Origin of the sequence: Gordonia sp. (in: high G+C Gram-positive bacteria), from assembly GCF_049647785.1 — a bacterium.
Lineage (GTDB): Bacteria > Actinomycetota > Actinomycetes > Mycobacteriales > Mycobacteriaceae > Gordonia.
On the sequence record NZ_JBARYI010000023.1, the window covers coordinates 1 to 15,178 of the forward strand.

Annotated in this window: 16 protein-coding genes; 8 read left to right on the top strand and 8 right to left on the bottom strand. The window is 64.0% G+C overall.

Going from position 1 to position 15,178, the window contains the following annotated elements:
- Window positions 1–43 precede the first annotated feature (43 nt).
- Window positions 44–1,948 (bottom strand): DUF2339 domain-containing protein, encoded by a 1,905-nt coding sequence (locus WBA38_RS03250; protein WP_424293345.1) that lies wholly within the window; start codon window positions 1,946–1,948, stop codon window positions 44–46.
- Window positions 1,949–2,449: 501 nt separating this feature from the next.
- Between WBA38_RS03250 and WBA38_RS03255 the strand changes: the two genes are divergently transcribed.
- The 3 genes from WBA38_RS03255 (at window position 2,450) to WBA38_RS03265 (ending at window position 4,151) form a co-directional block, all read left to right on the top strand.
- Entirely contained in the window at window positions 2,450–3,139 is a 690-nt protein-coding gene (locus WBA38_RS03255) for a hypothetical protein (protein ID WP_424293344.1), read from the top strand.
- Between the two features lie 286 nt (window positions 3,140–3,425).
- Complete coding sequence (locus WBA38_RS03260) at window positions 3,426–3,650, top strand: hypothetical protein (protein WP_424293343.1); 225 nt, start codon at window positions 3,426–3,428, stop codon at window positions 3,648–3,650.
- Window positions 3,651–3,722: 72 nt separating this feature from the next.
- A complete protein-coding gene (locus WBA38_RS03265; RefSeq protein WP_424293342.1) occupies window positions 3,723–4,151 on the top strand; it encodes a hypothetical protein in 429 nt (142 codons plus the stop codon).
- A gap of 403 nt (window positions 4,152–4,554) precedes the next feature.
- On the opposite strand, the gene WBA38_RS03270 is transcribed toward WBA38_RS03265, so the two are convergent.
- The 3 genes from WBA38_RS03270 to WBA38_RS03280 are packed head-to-tail and all read right to left on the bottom strand — an operon-like array spanning window position 4,555 to window position 7,299.
- Complete coding sequence (locus WBA38_RS03270) at window positions 4,555–5,181, bottom strand: response regulator (protein ID WP_424293346.1); 627 nt, start codon at window positions 5,179–5,181, stop codon at window positions 4,555–4,557.
- Window positions 5,182–5,213: 32 nt separating this feature from the next.
- Entirely contained in the window at window positions 5,214–6,422 is a 1,209-nt protein-coding gene (gene macS, locus WBA38_RS03275) for a MacS family sensor histidine kinase (RefSeq protein WP_424322033.1), read from the bottom strand.
- 4 nt (window positions 6,423–6,426) lie between these two features.
- Window positions 6,427–7,299 (bottom strand): MerR family transcriptional regulator, encoded by an 873-nt coding sequence (locus WBA38_RS03280; RefSeq protein ID WP_424293340.1) that lies wholly within the window; start codon window positions 7,297–7,299, stop codon window positions 6,427–6,429.
- 130 nt (window positions 7,300–7,429) lie between these two features.
- Between WBA38_RS03280 and WBA38_RS03285 the strand changes: the two genes are divergently transcribed.
- From WBA38_RS03285 to WBA38_RS03295, 3 genes are read left to right on the top strand one after another with little or no spacing between them, the layout of a single operon-like run.
- Window positions 7,430–8,395 (top strand): SDR family NAD(P)-dependent oxidoreductase, encoded by a 966-nt coding sequence (locus WBA38_RS03285; protein WP_424322034.1) that lies wholly within the window; start codon window positions 7,430–7,432, stop codon window positions 8,393–8,395.
- Window positions 8,392–9,861, top strand: coding sequence for an SDR family oxidoreductase (locus tag WBA38_RS03290; RefSeq protein WP_424322035.1), 1,470 nt, complete (start codon window positions 8,392–8,394; stop codon window positions 9,859–9,861). Before WBA38_RS03285 ends, WBA38_RS03290 begins: the two co-directional genes overlap by 4 nt.
- A gap of 11 nt (window positions 9,862–9,872) precedes the next feature.
- Window positions 9,873–10,319 carry an SRPBCC family protein gene (locus WBA38_RS03295; RefSeq protein ID WP_424294361.1) on the top strand — a complete coding sequence of 149 codons (447 nt, stop codon included), beginning with the start codon at window positions 9,873–9,875 and terminating at the stop codon, window positions 10,317–10,319.
- A gap of 27 nt (window positions 10,320–10,346) precedes the next feature.
- Here the strand turns inward: WBA38_RS03295 and WBA38_RS03300 are convergent, their stop codons facing one another.
- The gene (locus WBA38_RS03300) at window positions 10,347–11,141 is read right to left on the bottom strand and encodes a crotonase/enoyl-CoA hydratase family protein (protein ID WP_424294360.1); all 795 of its coding nucleotides are present in this window, start codon (window positions 11,139–11,141) and stop codon (window positions 10,347–10,349) included.
- An 85-nt stretch (window positions 11,142–11,226) separates the two neighbouring features.
- Between WBA38_RS03300 and WBA38_RS03305 the strand changes: the two genes are divergently transcribed.
- Window positions 11,227–11,586 carry a PLD nuclease N-terminal domain-containing protein gene (locus tag WBA38_RS03305; RefSeq protein ID WP_424294363.1) on the top strand — a complete coding sequence of 120 codons (360 nt, stop codon included), beginning with the start codon at window positions 11,227–11,229 and terminating at the stop codon, window positions 11,584–11,586.
- 185 nt (window positions 11,587–11,771) lie between these two features.
- Here WBA38_RS03305 and WBA38_RS03310 read toward each other — a convergent pair whose 3' ends face one another.
- The 3 genes from WBA38_RS03310 to WBA38_RS03320 form a co-directional block, all read right to left on the bottom strand.
- A complete protein-coding gene (locus WBA38_RS03310; protein WP_424294359.1) occupies window positions 11,772–12,197 on the bottom strand; it encodes a hypothetical protein in 426 nt (141 codons plus the stop codon).
- A 162-nt stretch (window positions 12,198–12,359) separates the two neighbouring features.
- Window positions 12,360–13,427, bottom strand: coding sequence for a hypothetical protein (locus WBA38_RS03315; protein WP_424294358.1), 1,068 nt, complete (start codon window positions 13,425–13,427; stop codon window positions 12,360–12,362).
- A gap of 14 nt (window positions 13,428–13,441) precedes the next feature.
- Window positions 13,442–14,125 carry an MspA family porin gene (locus WBA38_RS03320; protein ID WP_424294357.1) on the bottom strand — a complete coding sequence of 228 codons (684 nt, stop codon included), beginning with the start codon at window positions 14,123–14,125 and terminating at the stop codon, window positions 13,442–13,444.
- Between the two features lie 565 nt (window positions 14,126–14,690).
- Between WBA38_RS03320 and WBA38_RS03325 the strand changes: the two genes are divergently transcribed.
- Complete coding sequence (locus WBA38_RS03325; RefSeq protein WP_424294356.1) at window positions 14,691–15,101, top strand: hypothetical protein; 411 nt, start codon at window positions 14,691–14,693, stop codon at window positions 15,099–15,101.
- Window positions 15,102–15,178: the final 77 nt, after the last annotated feature.

Consider the following 15,178-nt stretch of genomic DNA (forward strand, 5'->3'; position numbering starts at 1 on the left):
ACTCGGGGAGGGCCGCCACTGTCTTGTTTCTACTGCCTTGTTTCTACTGGGCTGCGGGCTCGTCGGACGTCAGACGCTGCGCGTACGCCACACCCAGCGACAGCAGCACCAGGCCGGCGACGATGAACGCGATGACGCGGTAGATGCCGGAGAGGGCGGCGAGATCGAAGAGGAAGAGCTTCGCGACCGCTGCGGTGATGATGGCGAGCCCGGTTGCGAGCGTCAACGACCGTGCGCTCCCGGCCAGAGTGCGTGCCCACAGGAGGGCGGCTGCCGCTGAACCGAACCACACCAGGGTGGCTGCGAGGTGGCCGCCACGGAAGCCGCCGTCGCTGCCGCCGGTGACGAGATTGCCGACGCTGACGCACAATTCGGTGATCAGCCACAGGTCGATCAGGCCGCCAACCAGCCAGAGCTGCTGCTTCGACGACGCCGTCTCACCCCAATCGCGGGTCGCGAGGGTGACGGTCGCCAGGCCCACCAGCGCACCGATGAGGAGCGTGGCCTGCTGGCTGGTGTTGAGCGAGCCGGGGATCAGCAGTTGGTTAACGCCGCCGACCGCGAGCAACGCCAGCAGCCCGATACTGACAAACACGGTACCGATAATGCGGACGGGGAGTTCAAGATCGTCGGACCAGCGAGCCGCGATGAGCACCACCATGGCAGCAACCAGGAGGCCGAGCGGCATCATCGACGCATCCAGCGCGGCACCCATCGCGAGCGCCAGGAACAGGGCGCCGGCGCTCAGCCACAGAACGCGGCAGCCATACGAAATCTTGGTCTGACCGCGGGAAATGAGTGCTGCCGCAATGAATGCGACGGCGGCGATGGCAACGATGGCGGCACCCGTGTGGCGGCTGATCGAGTCGAGGCTGCCGAGCATCGCCACGGGGAGTCCAGCAAACACGGCGGTGACGCCGAGCAGGGTGCTGCGGCTGCTCGACGGTGCCAGCAGCATCGTCGAACCGAGTGCCATCGCCAGGTTGATGAGCGCGGCTACGGCAGCGAACCAAGCCAACGGCTCGCTGGAGTTGAGGTAGGCGAACAGCGGAAGCGTTGCGGCGACGGTGTTGACCACAAACAGTGCGGTCCAGTCGCGGCCCATTTGCAACCACAGGGTCGACGCGGCGTAGGCGAGCATGAAGCTAACGAGGACTTCGTCGACGCCGCCCGCAGCGACGGGAGCAAAGGTCAGGAGCGGGATGGAGACCATGAGACCGAGGGTCTGACTGTTCCAGCGATGCGCCACCGCGAGCCCGGCAGCGCCGATGGCAGCGCCGAGCACGATCGCGGCGATCTCGGGAAGCCAGTGGTAGATGGTGGTCGCGGCGAGGACGTCGAACAGGGCGGCCGCGACGCCGGTAGCGACGAGTGCGACTGCGCCGGAACGCTTTTCCTCCCGACGACCGATCCGCACGCCGATACCGACGAGGGCCGCGGCAAACAGAGCGCCGCCCGCAACGCGGACTTCGGGGCGCAAGAGTCCGGCCTGCGCGGCCAGAACCAGCAGCAGAATGACGCCGATCAGAGTGATGCCAACGCCGACAGCTGCGAGGATGCGACCGACGAGACCGCGCTCGGCAGCGTCCGAGATCCGCTCGCTGAAACTGCGCTTCGGGGCCGGCGGCTGCGGCGGCACAAACTGGCGAGCACCTGGATGCTGCGGGTAGCCGACGTGCTGCTGTGGGGCGGCGGTCTGGGGGTAGACGGTCTGCGGGTTGTAGGGCTGCACCGGAGGCCGACCGAACGGGGTCGCCGTCGCGTACTGGAGTTGGGGTTGCGGATTTGGCCGAGGTTGGGGCTGGGGTGCCGTCACGGTGACCGGCTTGCCGAGGCTGGCGGAGAGTTCGGCGAAGTCGGACGAGAGGGTCGACATCCTGCCCGCAATACTCGACAGCTGGTCGCCGAGGCGGGCGGCCGCGACTGCTGGATCACTGTTGTTGTTCATGCCATTAAGCCTGGTGGAACAGGGTGCGGCAGACACGAGTAGAACTACGCAGAAGGCGTGGGGACTTGCGCGTGCGCGCTTGATCGCGGGACCGCCAACCCTGGGTGAGATGCCCGGTTTGTTGGCCTTGTGTATTGGCTGCTAAGTTTTCGGAACTTGCGTGCCCATGTGTTGAAGACTCTTGGAGAAACTCACTTGGCAAACGGCGGAGTAATTTCGGCGGGATCGGCCCCACAAACGAAGCAGGCCCCTACCGTCACGCAAACAAATTTCGCTAGCTCGGATATTGCACCCGTTGGAAATGCGGCCGCTCCGAAAGCTGGCAAAGGGGCACCGACGGCTCTCGCTCAGGGTAAGTCGCCATCGCGGTATTCGAGGAACATTGCGGCCAGGGACTTGCCTCCGGCTCTTATGGTTAAGCTGGCGGGCAGGGACTCGGAATTAAACTCGCCGGAACCGGATATCGATGCGGGGGCTCCGTCCGGGGATTCGGTCTCCGTTGTGGGTTATAAGTTCGGGGATAAGAGTGCTCCGCCCATCGTGTGGGATGAAACCTATGAGTACAACAGTAAAGACAGTAATCTCGCTGACTTTGCTAAAAAGGCCAAGTGGTTGGGGATACTTAAAGCTGCGCAACTTGGTAAGCCCGATATGGATGACGCGACTGCGATGTACGCGCACTATTGGGACAACAATGGCGAGCCGGTGGAATTCGATTATGAAGAAGCTTACCGCGAAGACGAGGGCGTTAAGAAGTCTGTCGACGACGAAATTCGCAACACTCAACGTGGCGTCGAAGAGATGATTCAACAGGGCCAGACTGAATTTTCGTTCACGAGCACCGAAGCTCGGGGCAACAGCGAATATCCGACAACTGAGAACTGGCAGAAAGCAATCGGCTGCTACCAGCAGTGGAGTAGTGGTGATGTGGTGGTTGACGGGGACACTGTCACAATGACAGTGACGGTCCATGCGGTCGACCGCTACGATTTCAGCCCGGGACAGCACGACATCGCGTCGGGAGCCCCTGATGATGATAACGGCAGGTTCACTGAAATTGGCTGGGCAAAGCCCTTTGACTCCAGCGGGGAAATCACTCGAACCGTCAGCTGGAAGATTGGCGACCCGGATTCGCTAACCATCAGCGACGAAGGCAGTCCTGAAGAAAACCGCGGCGGTGAGGATCGTTAAAATGCAATGTCAAATGATTCGCCGGACAATTGTCGGCGCATTGTCTTTCTTGATAGTTCTATCCGCAACGGCCTGCTCGACGCCGTCTACACAGGAACGTGGCAACGAATTGCAAACATCGCAAGATCCGGTGAAGACCGGCTCGCATGAGGTGCGGACTGATCTAGCCCCATTGCAGTCCAGGTTCCTGCTTCTTGGGTCGGCGCTATCGGCAAAGTGGAGCTCGGGAACTATTGGCGATAGTGATCGCGCGCCGGGACCGTCAACGTATTGGATCGACGGTGTCGTGAAGCTCTCGCCGGCCGACGTCGAACAGATTATGAAGACCTATTCGCCGGTCACTCAAAATCGGGTGCCGGACGTTGTTGCGGAACTGCGAGATCAGGTCCCGGCTGGTCCGTTCTTGGCGTCTGACGCCTTGGACCGCGACTTTGCTGGCGCAGGCTGGTGGACAAAAGTCTTCATGCTGCCGGAGCAGAACACGCTGATCTTCGTGGCGAAGGGCGAGTAGAACACCGCCCTTTTCGGCCCCTCGTCATTCAGGCGGCGGGGGCGAGCTACCCGCACCGGCATACTCACCTACGTGACGGAGGCGGCAGCGCGAGAAAAGCCCAAACGGGAATGGCTGATCCTGGTGGGGCTAGTTATCTGCCCAATCCTGAGTCTTGTCGCGGTCTTCGTGAGCCTTGGGCTCCGGACGAAACTGATTGCCGCGTGCGAACCGTTCCCCGGAGCAGACAGTGGTCCAGGCGAGGGGTGGTACATCCTCTTCTTGTTGGGGCCGGGCCTCACCGTTGTTTCATTCCTGGTGATCCCGGCGGCTTATGCAATCACCGCGTTCGCGTTGGGGCGTCGTCGACCATGGGTGCCGATGGTTTTCAGCCTCCTGGTGACTGCCCTCGTGATTTACCTGGCCGTGCTTTACATGGACGTCCCAGGTCATACCCCGGATTGCCCGAGCGGGCGACCGCCGTGGTGGCCCAGTTGGCTGCCGATCTCGTCCTCGAGCTAACCCGCGTTTCAGCGGCGGAGACCCGTCTCGGAGAATGACCCAGAACTTCTGTAAAACCAGAGGCCTCCGACGGCAAAAATTGCCCTCGAAGGCCCCTGGTTCGACAGAAGTTCTGGTTACCTTTCGCCGCGCCTCCCGATCTCTGAGGAAATGAACTCCCCATGGCCTTCCGGCCCGCTTCCCGATCTCTGAGTAAGCGACTGAGCGTAGCGAGGGAGCGCATCGAAGAGTCCGTGAGATTGTGCTGGGGCTGGGGAAGCCTTGAGTACGTGCTCCTCGATGCGGATGCTCGCTGCGCTCGCACCCTTACTCGGAGATCGGAAGGCGGAGCAGCGGGGCAATGGAGACCGGGAAAGAGCGGGAGGGAAAGGTTGATCGGGGGCTGGGGAAGCCGGGAACTCCGCTACTCCGCGTCCAACCCGTGCTCAATCGCGTAGCGCGCCAACTCAACTCGGTTTCCCAACTGCAGTTTCCGGAGGGCGGCGCCGACGTGGTTTTCGACGGTCCTCGGGCTGATGCTCAGGCGGGTCGCGATCTGCCGGGACGACAGTCCCTTCGCCACATGACGCAGCACCTCGGTTTCGCGTTGGGTCAGCGTAGGGGTGTTGGGTTCGGGGGAGCGGGCGATGCGGCGGTACTCGCCCAGCACCAAACCTGCGAGGCCGGGAGTGAAGACGGCCTGACCGTCGCCCGTCGCGCGGACGGCCGCCACCAACTCCGACCGTTGCGCGCTCTTCACCAAATATCCCAGCGCACCCGCTTTGATGGCCTCGAGGACGTCGTCGCGTTCGTCCGACGCCGACAGCACCAGCACGTGCGCGCCGGGGTGGACTTCCAATACGGCGGCGGTCGCGTCGGCGCCGGTGCCGTCTTGCATCTGCATGTCCATCAGGACCACGTCGGGGAGGACCGCGGCGGCGCGGGCGGCGGCACTGGCACAACCGTCGGCGGTGGCGACCACGTCGAAGCCCTCTTCGGCGAGGTCGCGGGCCACGCCTTCGCGCCAAATCGGATGGTCGTCGACCACCATGATGCGCAACGGCCGATCGGTGGGTGTTTGCGTCACTGCAGGTCTGCCTTTCGCTCGCCGACCGGAACGGTCAACTCCCATTCTGTTCCGGCATCGGGCGCGGACTCCAACCGCGCCGTGCCGCCAAGCCCTTCAATGCGCCCAATCACCGAGCGCGTAATCCCCATACGACCTTCGTCGGCAGCTTGCGTGAGACGCCCCGGCTCAATGCCGACGCCGTCGTCGCGGACACTGATCACGATCTCGTCGTCGAGGTCTTCCAGCAGCACAAACGCTTGGGCGTCGCTGCCCGCATGGCGTTCGACGTTGTCGAGAATGTTGGTCACCGCCGACATCACTTCGGCGACGACGGTCGCATCAAGCGTTACCGGTTCGGCGGGGGTGCTGACGTGCACTCGGTCGCCGGCGAGGGCGCGGAGGGCGGGGCCGAGGTCGCGGTCGTCGGTGTCGGTCGGGGGCGGGGCACCGTCGGAGATCAGTTGCCGCAACACGCGTTCCTGCTCGGCGGCGAGGGTCGCGAGTTCAGCTGTGGGACCGCCGATTTCGCGGCCGCGTCGAGAGATCAGGGCCAACACCTGCAAGACGCCGTCGTGCACCTCGCGGGCCAGGCGTTCCCGTTCGGCCGACTGCGCGGCAAAGCTGATGGCGGCAACGAGGCGCGCATGTGACAGTCGTGCCCGGGAGGCGGCCATCCCCACGGCCATGGCAGCGGCGATCAGGAGGATGGCGGTGGCGTTGCGACCAAAGTTCAGCATCACCTCGCCCTTGACGTAATAGTTGGCCGCGCTGATCGCGACGGCTCCGACGAGTCCCCAGCGCGCGCCGCCGATCATCGCCGCAGACAGGGCGGCGTTCGCCATCCACAACGTGGTGGGCCAGGTCTGATTGTCGGCAATCCAGTCGCGGGTGGCGACGAACTCGGTCGACAGCATCATCGCCATCGACAGCGCGACCTCAACGCCGACGAACCACCAGCGTCGCCCAAAGCCGGTGAGGTAGCCGACGGTCCACCAAACATTGGCGGCCGTCAACACCCCGAACAGCACCCACGCGATGGTGGGACGTTGCAGGTCGCCGTTGATGGCGACCATGAATCCGAGCGCGTAGATAAAGCTGACGGCCCGGAAGATTTGGGCCGCCCGCCACATGGGGCCGACGGGATCGTCGTCGTCGAGCCCGCGCCACATGGCGGCGGGGTCGGCGGCAATTCCGGTGCTGCGCGGCGGGCGGCTCACAGCCATCCCCTCATCGTTTCTCCGTCGCTCGGGCCACCACATCGGCGGCCAGCGGCAGCGATTCCGGAAGGGCGATGGCCCCCCGCACGCTCTCGGCGTGCTGGCCGCCGACGAACACCTTCGGGACCCCTTGCTCCGTCAGTGCCGCCGCAGTCTCCTCGGCGGGCGGGACGTCCTCGGCCATGGTCGCGGTCAGCACCACAGTCTGCGGTGCCCATTCGGCCGCGAAGTGCCGCCAACTGGTCAGCGGCACGTCGGCACCCGCGTAGAGGACGTCCAGGCCGCGCCGCCGCAAACATATGGAGAAGGCTAGCGCGGAGATCTCGTGACGGCCGTGAGGCGGCAGTCCCACTACGACGCGTCGGCCGGTCGCGGTGAGCGAGTCGAAGAGGGAGCCAAGCTTGCGCATCACCGCGGCGGCCACGAAGTGCTCGGCCACCTCGCTCAGCCGCCCGTGCTCCCACGCCGTCCCGACCTCGACGAGATTAGGCAGCAACCATCGCTCGATGGCCTCCTCGGGATCAGCGGCGTCGAAGACAGCGTCGAGCAACGCCTGCAGTTGCGGGCCGTCGTAGTAGACGCCCGCGTGCACCAGCGCGCTGCGATCGTCGAGAAGTGAGGGGGCAGTGCCGGGGAGCGAGTCCGACGGCGGTCGGAGGGTGCTTCGGGCGATGGTCGCGGCGCGGCTGGGGGCGATCCCCGACTGCACCAGCGCGCGCATGTGCCGCAGACGTTCCACGTCGGCCTCCGCGTAGTGCCGATAGCCCGACTGCGCCGATCGGGTGGGCGTCACCACCTGGTAGCGCTGCTCCCAGGCGCGGAGCGTGGTGGTGGAGATTCCCACCAGACGAGCCACATCACCAATCCGCAGCCCCTCGCTCATTGCGCCCTCCGATCTCACGTTCGGTACTTCCGGTTGATCATGCCAAATCATAACCTTCGACAAAGATGTTGATCTGTGTAATGTTGGGGTTGAAATCCGCTGTCCAAGTCAGATCGACGAAGGAGGAGCGATGACAGGCCTGGTAGACACAGCGCTCGACCGATCGGTGATCGGCGGCTATTCGCGACTGGGATTCGGGCTGCGTGCACGTGGCTGGGACGCCGACGATCCCGCGGTGGGTTCGCTGGCCAATCGCACCGTGGCGGTCACCGGCGGCACGTCCGGCATCGGCGCCGCCACGGCCGGTCGCATCGCCGCGCTGGGCGGACACCCGATCTTGATCGGCCGCAGTCAGGACAAGGCCGACGCCGTCCGCGCGGAGATCATCCACCGTCACCCGAGTGCGACCGTGCGTGTGGAACTGTGCGACATCTCGGACCTCGATCAGGTGCGTGGTCTGGCGACGCGGCTCGCCGCCGCCGGGGTCGACATCATCATCCACAACGCAGGCGTGATGCCGCCGCAGCGGACCGAGTCTGCGCAAGGCCACGAGCTCTCGCTGGCCGCGCATGTGCTGGGACCGATCCTGCTCACCGAACTGCTGGAGCCCACGCTGACCGACAGTCCGGACGCGCGGGTGATCTTCATGTCGTCGGGCGGGATGTACACCGCAGAACTCCCGGTGGACGATCTCGAGTACCGCGCCGGCGACTATCGCGGCGCTCGCGCCTATGCACGGAGCAAGCGCGTGCAGACCGCGCTGCTGCCGATCCTGGCCGACCGCTGGCAGGCGGCCGGGGTGCTGGTGGCGGGGATGCATCCGGGATGGGTCGACACGCCCGGCGTCGCCGATTCGCTGCCGGGCTTCAAGAAGGTCGCGGCACCGCTGCTGCGCAGCGCCGACCAGGGTGCCGACACCGCGGTGTGGCTGGCCGCCACCCGGCCCCGTCCGAACACCGGTCTCTTCTGGCACGACCGCGAACCTCGCCCGGAGCACTATCTGCCGAGGACGCGGTTCAGCGAGCACGACCGTCGGCTGATCTGGGAGCAGGTGCGCAAGGCTGCCGCCCTCGACGCGAATGGTGCGGAACGATGAAGGTGGTGGTCTTCGGCGCCACCGGATACATCGGCGGACGTCTGGTGCCCGAACTGTTGCGCGCCGGCCACCAGGTGCGGGTGATGGCGCGCACGCCCAGCAAGCTCGACGACGTCCCGTGGCGCGACGACGTCGAGGTGGTGCCCGGCGACGTGACCGACCTCCAGTCGGTCGCCGCGGCGCTGGCCGGCCGACAGGTGCTCTACTACCTGGTGCATTCGCTGGTGCAGAGAGACTTCGTCGACGTCGACCGTCGCGCCGCCCACCTGGTCGGCGAAGCGGCCCACGCTGCCGGCCTGCAACGGATCGTCTATCTGGGCGGGCTGGTGCCGGAGTCGGAGGAGCTCTCGCCGCATCTGGCGTCGCGCGCCGAGGTCGGGGAGACGCTGCGCGCCAGTGGCGTGCCTACGGCCGAACTCCGGGCCGCGGTGATCCTGGGGTCGGGATCGGCGAGCTTCGAGATGCTGCGCTACCTGTCCGAACGACTGCCAGCGATGATCACGCCGCGGTGGGTCAAGAACCGCATTCAGCCGATCGCCGTCCGTGACGTCCTCTACTACTTGGTCGGTGCCGCGAGCCTGCCCGCCGAGGTGAACCGCAGCTTCGACATCGGCGGACCGGACGTCCTCACCTACCTGACCATGATGCGCAAGTATGCGGTGATCGCCGGGCTGCCGCGACGCGTCGTCGTACCGGTCCCGGTGCTCACGCCGTGGCTCTCGGCCCAATGGGTGAACCTGGTGACGCCGGTGCCGCGATCGATCGCCGTGCCGCTGATGGAATCGCTGATCCACGAGGTGGTGTGCCGCGAGCACGACATCGCGGAGTACATCCCGGATCCGCCCGAAGGCGCCATCGGGTACGAGCGCGCGGTGGAGCTGGCCCTCACCCGAATCAAGGACCTCGACGTGCCGACCCGATGGTCGGACGCTGATTCCTCGCCCGCGCCGTCCGACCCCCTGCCGTCCGATCCCTCGTGGTCCGGCGGCACCCTCTACAAGGACGAGCGGGAGACCACGACGTCGGCCAGCCCGGAGGCGCTGTGGGACGTGATCGAGGCGATTGGCGGCGAGACCGGCTGGTACTCGTTCCCGCTGGCGTGGTCGGTGCGCGGCTGGATCGATCGCGTCACCGGCGGTGTCGGTCTGCGGCGCGGACGGCGCGACCCGCGACGGCTGCGGGTCGGGGAGGCCCTGGACTGGTGGCGGGTGGAGGAACTCGACCGTCCGCGACTACTGCGCCTGCGCGCCGAGATGAAGGTGCCGGGCGATGCCTGGCTGGAGCTTTCGGTGATTCCGAACGACGACGGCGGCACCACCTACCGTCAACGGGCGCTGTTCCGGCCGAACGGTCTGGCCGGGCACCTCTACTGGGCGTCGATCGTTCCCTTTCACAACGCCATCTTCAGCGGGATGGCCCGCAACATCACCGGCGAGGCCGCGGCCACGCCAGATGATCACTCCTAGAAAGGCATCGCATGATCGAGTTGCAGCGCACCGTGTACACCGAGGCACCGGCCGAGGCTGTCTTTACCTACCTCGCCGACTTCGGCAACGCCGAGGACTGGGACCCCAATGCTGTCTCGGTGCATCGGCTCTCCGGCGACGGCGGGGTGGGCACCGAGTACCGCGTTGAGAGCATGTTCGCAGGCCGCAGCACCGAGCTCGACTATCGGGTCACCGACCTGGAACCGCACAACTTGATTCGGCTGCGCGGCCAGAAGAAGTCGATCACCGCCGTCGACACCATCACGATTGTTGAGGGTGCCGCGCGCACCGCCGTCACCTACGCGGTGGCCTTCGACTTCAAGGGTGTCCTCGCGATCGCCGAGCCGGTGCTCAAGATTGCCGTCCGGCGGCTGCTGGACCAGGGCGCGCAGGGTCTCTCCCGAGAACTGCAGAGGCTGGAGCGGGCGGTCGGCTGACGGCCCCGCTGGGCCTTATTTACTGGGTCATACCTGTCGTTCGACGAACTCGGGCTTCTCCTTGGCGATGCCTGCCTTGCGGGCGATCGCCGCGTTCTTTCCGCGCAGGAGCCGGACCTGCAGCGCTTGTTCCACGGGGAACGACAGTCGCGACCCGTTGTACCAAGTGTTCTCAAACAACGATTTCGACGAGGCGACGGCGTCGGGTGAACGGTCTTTGATGACGTCAATGAAGGCGTCGGCCGCGGCGAACGGGTCGTCGTGGATCTCGCTGACCAAACCCCAGTCGAGCGCCTGCTGGGCGCTGAACTTTTCGCCCGTCATGGTAAGACGCTTGGCGACGTCGATGCTGGTGAGTTGGGCGATGCTCGCCGACAGGGACATGTCGGGGATGAGGCCCCACTTGGCTTCCATGATCGAGTAGTCGGCGTCCGGGGTGGAGTAGCGGAAGTCGGCGCCGAGCGCGATCTGCAGGCCGCCGCCGAAGCAGTGCCCGGTGACGACGGCGATGACTGGGACGGGCACGCTGCGCCATGCCCAACCGGCGGCCTGGAAATTATTGGCGGCCGAGGCGCGCTTGGGAATCAGGTTCCGCATGATGCGCTTCTGTTCCTTACCGGCCGACGCGAAATCGAGTCCGGAAGAAAAGGATTCACCTTCGCCCGCCAAGACAACGGCCCGCACGGACCTGTCTTTGGCGACGCGGTCGGCGGCCGCGGTGAGGTCGTCGAGCATGTCGAGGGTGAGTCCGTTGTGCTTTTCGGGGCGGTCGAGTCGGACGTGGGCGACGTTGTCGCGGACTTCGTAGCTGATGTTGCTCATGGGTAGGAGGCTATCGGCAATGCCGGGTAGTTCGGGTTGTGGGCACTATGCTCGGGTATTCGTTGTCGGCGACAGTGGGGGAACCATGCCGTTAGTGAGCTTGCTGGTGTTGGCGATGTGGGTGATCGCGCTCATCGACGTGATTGTGGCCGAGGAATATCGGGTGCGACATCTGCCGAAGGTCGCGTGGGTGCTGATCGTGATCTTCTTGCCGTTGGTCGGTTCGGTGATCTGGTTTCTGGTGGGACGCCCCGAGGGGCCGGGGTCTGTGGCGTCGCCTCGCGGATCGCGTCCGACAGCCGGATTCCCGGAATACGAACGGCCAAATCAGACTCCGGAACAGGTACGACGCGACGTCGAAGAGTTCCAACGCCAGGCCCGCGAACGCGCCGAGTCGCAGCGACGCAAGGCTAAGGAAGCGGATGAGTCGGAGTCCTCTGACTGAATCTTGGTGGAGACCACACCGGACATGAACCCTAACCAATGACAGATCGAGGCTAATCGAACTAGAACTGTGGTCGGCTTCGATATAGCTGTGCTCAGAGGTTTCTCTGGCCCTTGTCAGGTTTGCCCGGTGGTCCGTCGCCGTTCCAGGATGGCGAATGCAATCCTCATATGATACTGATTTCCTTACTCAGCGGGTTTCTCCAGGACAGGGAAAGGGACTTCGGCGTGAGGGTTGCAGTCGTTCTTTTCAGGAGGGAACTTTCCCTGCTTGCCTCTCATGACCACGTCGGTTGTCGCGTTCTCGCGTGAGACAACGTTGAGGACGATGTTGTACCTCGACTTTTCAGCGTGTACGCAGGCCCCGATGATCACGCTGTCTCCTGCCACCTCCGACGTCTTTCCGATCGCAGCTTCGGTGGCGTTCATGAACGTCGTTGCGATGGTCCGGCCACCCAGTTGATAGGGGACACCGCCACCGATCGACTGTCCCTTCTCGCCGTCGTACTTGGCGTCAAACGGTGTTAGCGATCCGGCTACTTCCCTTGCGTCTCCCCCAATGAGAGCTTGCGCGGGAACTTCCTTCCAATCGATGACCTTGCGATCAGTCATGGTGGAAGCGGTTGAGGAGGACGACGGCGATTTAGCGTCATTCGCGGACGCATCCTCTGAGCAGGACGTGAGGAGGAGAACCATTGCAATAGGGCCAAGGGCGATAGCCATTAAATCTCGGATGTCGTTTCTGGCAGCGATTTTCATCAGTTTCTCGATCCTCTACTTGAGCACGTAGTTGCACATGTGTGAGACGGTTTCGGAGCCGTGGTGGGGGCCGGACCTTTCGATGAGGTCGTTGTTGTCTCTGTTGAACATGGCGAGGGAATATTCCGGGACTACCTTCGAGGGGTAGACGTCGACGCGAGAATAGAGTTCGGGATTTAGTGGATTTCCGCAGTTGATCTGAACGGTCGTCGTCGATGAGGCCGACAGTCCAACCTCGGCCTTGATTGGGCCTTCGCCCATTTCCCACTTAGTTTCGACAGTAACGGAGTATTCCTTAGTGAGGGTGGGGTCGCAGAACGACTGCATCGCTACATTAGATCCGCAGGACGCGACCACCTTCGAGTAGTCGACCGTCCGGTCGGTCTTGATGTACTCGGTCTCGAATCGGTAGTCATGACATCCGAAGCCAACCTTGCCTAGGCACATGCTGCGGCCTCGACCTGGTCCTCCATCGCAACCGGCATCTTCACCCGGGATGCAACCAGTTCCCGACACATCCTTCTTGTAGTCGTTGATATCAAGGACCGAACGCAGAGTACTGGAAGTGAAGTCCGGACTCCGTGGTTTGTTTGCCGCGGTCGGGCGCACAGGATCGGGACGCGCGACAGACGTGGTTTGCAACTCTGGATGCGACGTGGTCGTAGTGGTCGATCGCGAGGGGTTTTCGCCAATCGGCTTCTGCCCTGCCCCTGGATGCTCGATCTGGCGACGTTCAGTGGGCGCATTGATATTTGGCCCGTCACCAGAGTCTTCCTGTGCAGAAGCCGTGGGCTCTAGTGCCTCATCAGGAATCGATTCCGGTGTTGATGGCGAGAGGGTCGGTGGCGGTGCGTTGTTGCTTCCGCAGCGGTATGGAGCCGGAGGCTTCTGGCCGACAGCCTTCCAAGCGTTGTTGTAGGCGTTGGTTTCGCGTTGGCAGCGTTGAGCCGGGGTCTCCGCTGATGCTGCCGGGGCCAGCGACAACGCCAAGACCAAGGCGACGACGATCGCAAGGAAGCCGGCGAAGGCAACTCTTAGAGAACCGCGCTCGTTGTCGGCCCGAATGGAATTTGTGTTCAACATTTTCTCGGCCCTTTTCAGATGCGGCTGGTGGGGCCGTGGTCGTAGTAGACGTAGACGCCGGTCTCGGTGGTGACGGAGATCTTGGCGAAGGGCCGTACGCTGATCGGGCCGAGAGCGTTGGTGGTATTGAGTTCAATCCCAGACAGCACAATGTCGGCCGTGGGCTTAGTCAACGCAATCTCGGCGAGGGTGACGGTCGTGATTTTGCCGGCGCCGACCTCGAACTCCAGGTCTGCGGACGGGATCACGGTCGCGTCGGCACCGAGTTCGCCGCCGACCTCACCGAGCTTGCCGCCACCGCCGGAGCCGGAGATGGTGACCTCGGGGGCGACCTTGGCGTTGACGCCTCCGGAGAGCTTTAGTTCCGGTGTGTGCGCGGTGACCTTGACCCCGCTCGGGGCCACCGAGACCGGGTACCCGATCTGATAGCCGACCTCGACGGTGGCCCGCACGGTCTTGCCGTCGATGTTGGCGACCGCGGCATGCACATCCGAGGACAGCAGCGCTTCCCCTGACATGGGCGAGGAATCCAACGCCGGGATCTTCTGCGCGTGCAGTTTCGATGCGGTCAAGGTGATGTCCACACCCTCGCGGGTGTGGTTGGTCTTGGCATCGGCTGGTCCAGCTAGCAACGCTGTAGCTAACCCGCAGATCGTGACTATCGCGAGTAGCAATCCTTTGGTGATGTGTCGTGGCACGACGATCCCCCCTGTCTTGTTTGTGTTGCCACACAGTGCTGTTGGTGGCGTTTTGTAACAGTTCCCCCCGACCACGCATGCCTGTTGCGGATCGGACTGTTTGAGAGCGAGTTGCTCTCGTGCCCCATTCGATACCCACAGCAAACTCCTAGCAACATTAAGGTCGTGAAACTGTATCGTCTGTGCAGGTCAGGGGTGTGAAAGATTTATCCGGTCCGGATAAATACACGCCGCAATTCGGACATTGCGGAAGGGTGCGTGCGCCCGCGATCGCCCTAAAAGCCGACTACGGGCGCTGTCGGGATGGGAGTCGGGGAGCGTTTCGGTGAGCGCTTCAATCGCCGGGTCCGGTCCGGAGGGATCTAGTTGAGAGACGCCGGGGGATCTGGCGGCGAGCGAAGCTGTGCCCCTTCTGTCTCGCCGGATGGCGCTCTGTCGGGCTTTGCCACCCACGGTGGATACCGAGTCTCGACCGCTACCCGCCGTGCCACAGGCCGACAGCGCACCCATCCATCCGAATGGCAAAACTCAAGTACCCGCTGCCGCCTCATCTAAGCTCCTCGACATGGCAAAGCAACGTTTTGCGGTAGCTGCTTGCGCGGTGGTCTTGGGGGCTGTGTCGTTGACTGGCTGCTCGTCGAATGACGGTTCGCCGGTGAAGGCCGATGGGAGTGCTTCCACCACGTCGACCACGACTTCGTCTTCGACGTCGTCGTCGACCACTGTTCCGGATCCGACGTTCACGCCGATCCCGCCGCCAGCGAACGCTCCCGCGAATGCGTTGACTATGACGTGCGCCGAGTTCATGACGCTCGACGAGGCAACCCAAACGGCTGTTGGCGGTGCGATCATCGCTGGCGGTAAGACGAAGATTCATCCGAACAATCAGGGCATCGCCGGAACGCTCGCCAAGCTGATGTGCTCGACGGACCCCAACCAAACGGTCAGCCAAGCGCTGGGCGCGACGCCCAAGTAGCCGCCCGGCCGACGAAGCTTAGGCGTGTACCTTTTTGGCGCTATATGGCGGAAAGGTACACGCTTAATTGGCGGCTG

What these genes read in the sequence shown, in the direction of transcription:
- WBA38_RS03290 (WP_424322035.1), top strand. Translation starts at nt 8,392, where the DNA reads ATGAAGGTGGTGGTCTTCGGCGCCACCGGATACATCGGCGGACGTCTG.
- WBA38_RS03295 (WP_424294361.1), top strand. Translation starts at nt 9,873, where the DNA reads ATGATCGAGTTGCAGCGCACCGTGTACACCGAGGCACCGGCCGAGGCT.
- WBA38_RS03270 (WP_424293346.1), bottom strand. Translation starts at nt 5,181, where the DNA reads ATGGTGGTCGACGACCATCCGATTTGGCGCGAAGGCGTGGCCCGCGAC.
- WBA38_RS03280 (WP_424293340.1), bottom strand. Translation starts at nt 7,299, where the DNA reads ATGAGCGAGGGGCTGCGGATTGGTGATGTGGCTCGTCTGGTGGGAATC.
- WBA38_RS03325 (WP_424294356.1), top strand. Translation starts at nt 14,691, where the DNA reads ATGGCAAAGCAACGTTTTGCGGTAGCTGCTTGCGCGGTGGTCTTGGGG.
- WBA38_RS03300 (WP_424294360.1), bottom strand. Translation starts at nt 11,141, where the DNA reads ATGAGCAACATCAGCTACGAAGTCCGCGACAACGTCGCCCACGTCCGA.
- WBA38_RS03305 (WP_424294363.1), top strand. Translation starts at nt 11,227, where the DNA reads ATGCCGTTAGTGAGCTTGCTGGTGTTGGCGATGTGGGTGATCGCGCTC.
- WBA38_RS03250 (WP_424293345.1), bottom strand. Translation starts at nt 1,948, where the DNA reads ATGAACAACAACAGTGATCCAGCAGTCGCGGCCGCCCGCCTCGGCGAC.
- WBA38_RS03310 (WP_424294359.1), bottom strand. Translation starts at nt 12,197, where the DNA reads ATGACTGATCGCAAGGTCATCGATTGGAAGGAAGTTCCCGCGCAAGCT.
- WBA38_RS03285 (WP_424322034.1), top strand. Translation starts at nt 7,430, where the DNA reads ATGACAGGCCTGGTAGACACAGCGCTCGACCGATCGGTGATCGGCGGC.
- macS (WP_424322033.1), bottom strand. Translation starts at nt 6,422, where the DNA reads ATGGCTGTGAGCCGCCCGCCGCGCAGCACCGGAATTGCCGCCGACCCC.
- WBA38_RS03315 (WP_424294358.1), bottom strand. Translation starts at nt 13,427, where the DNA reads ATGTTGAACACAAATTCCATTCGGGCCGACAACGAGCGCGGTTCTCTA.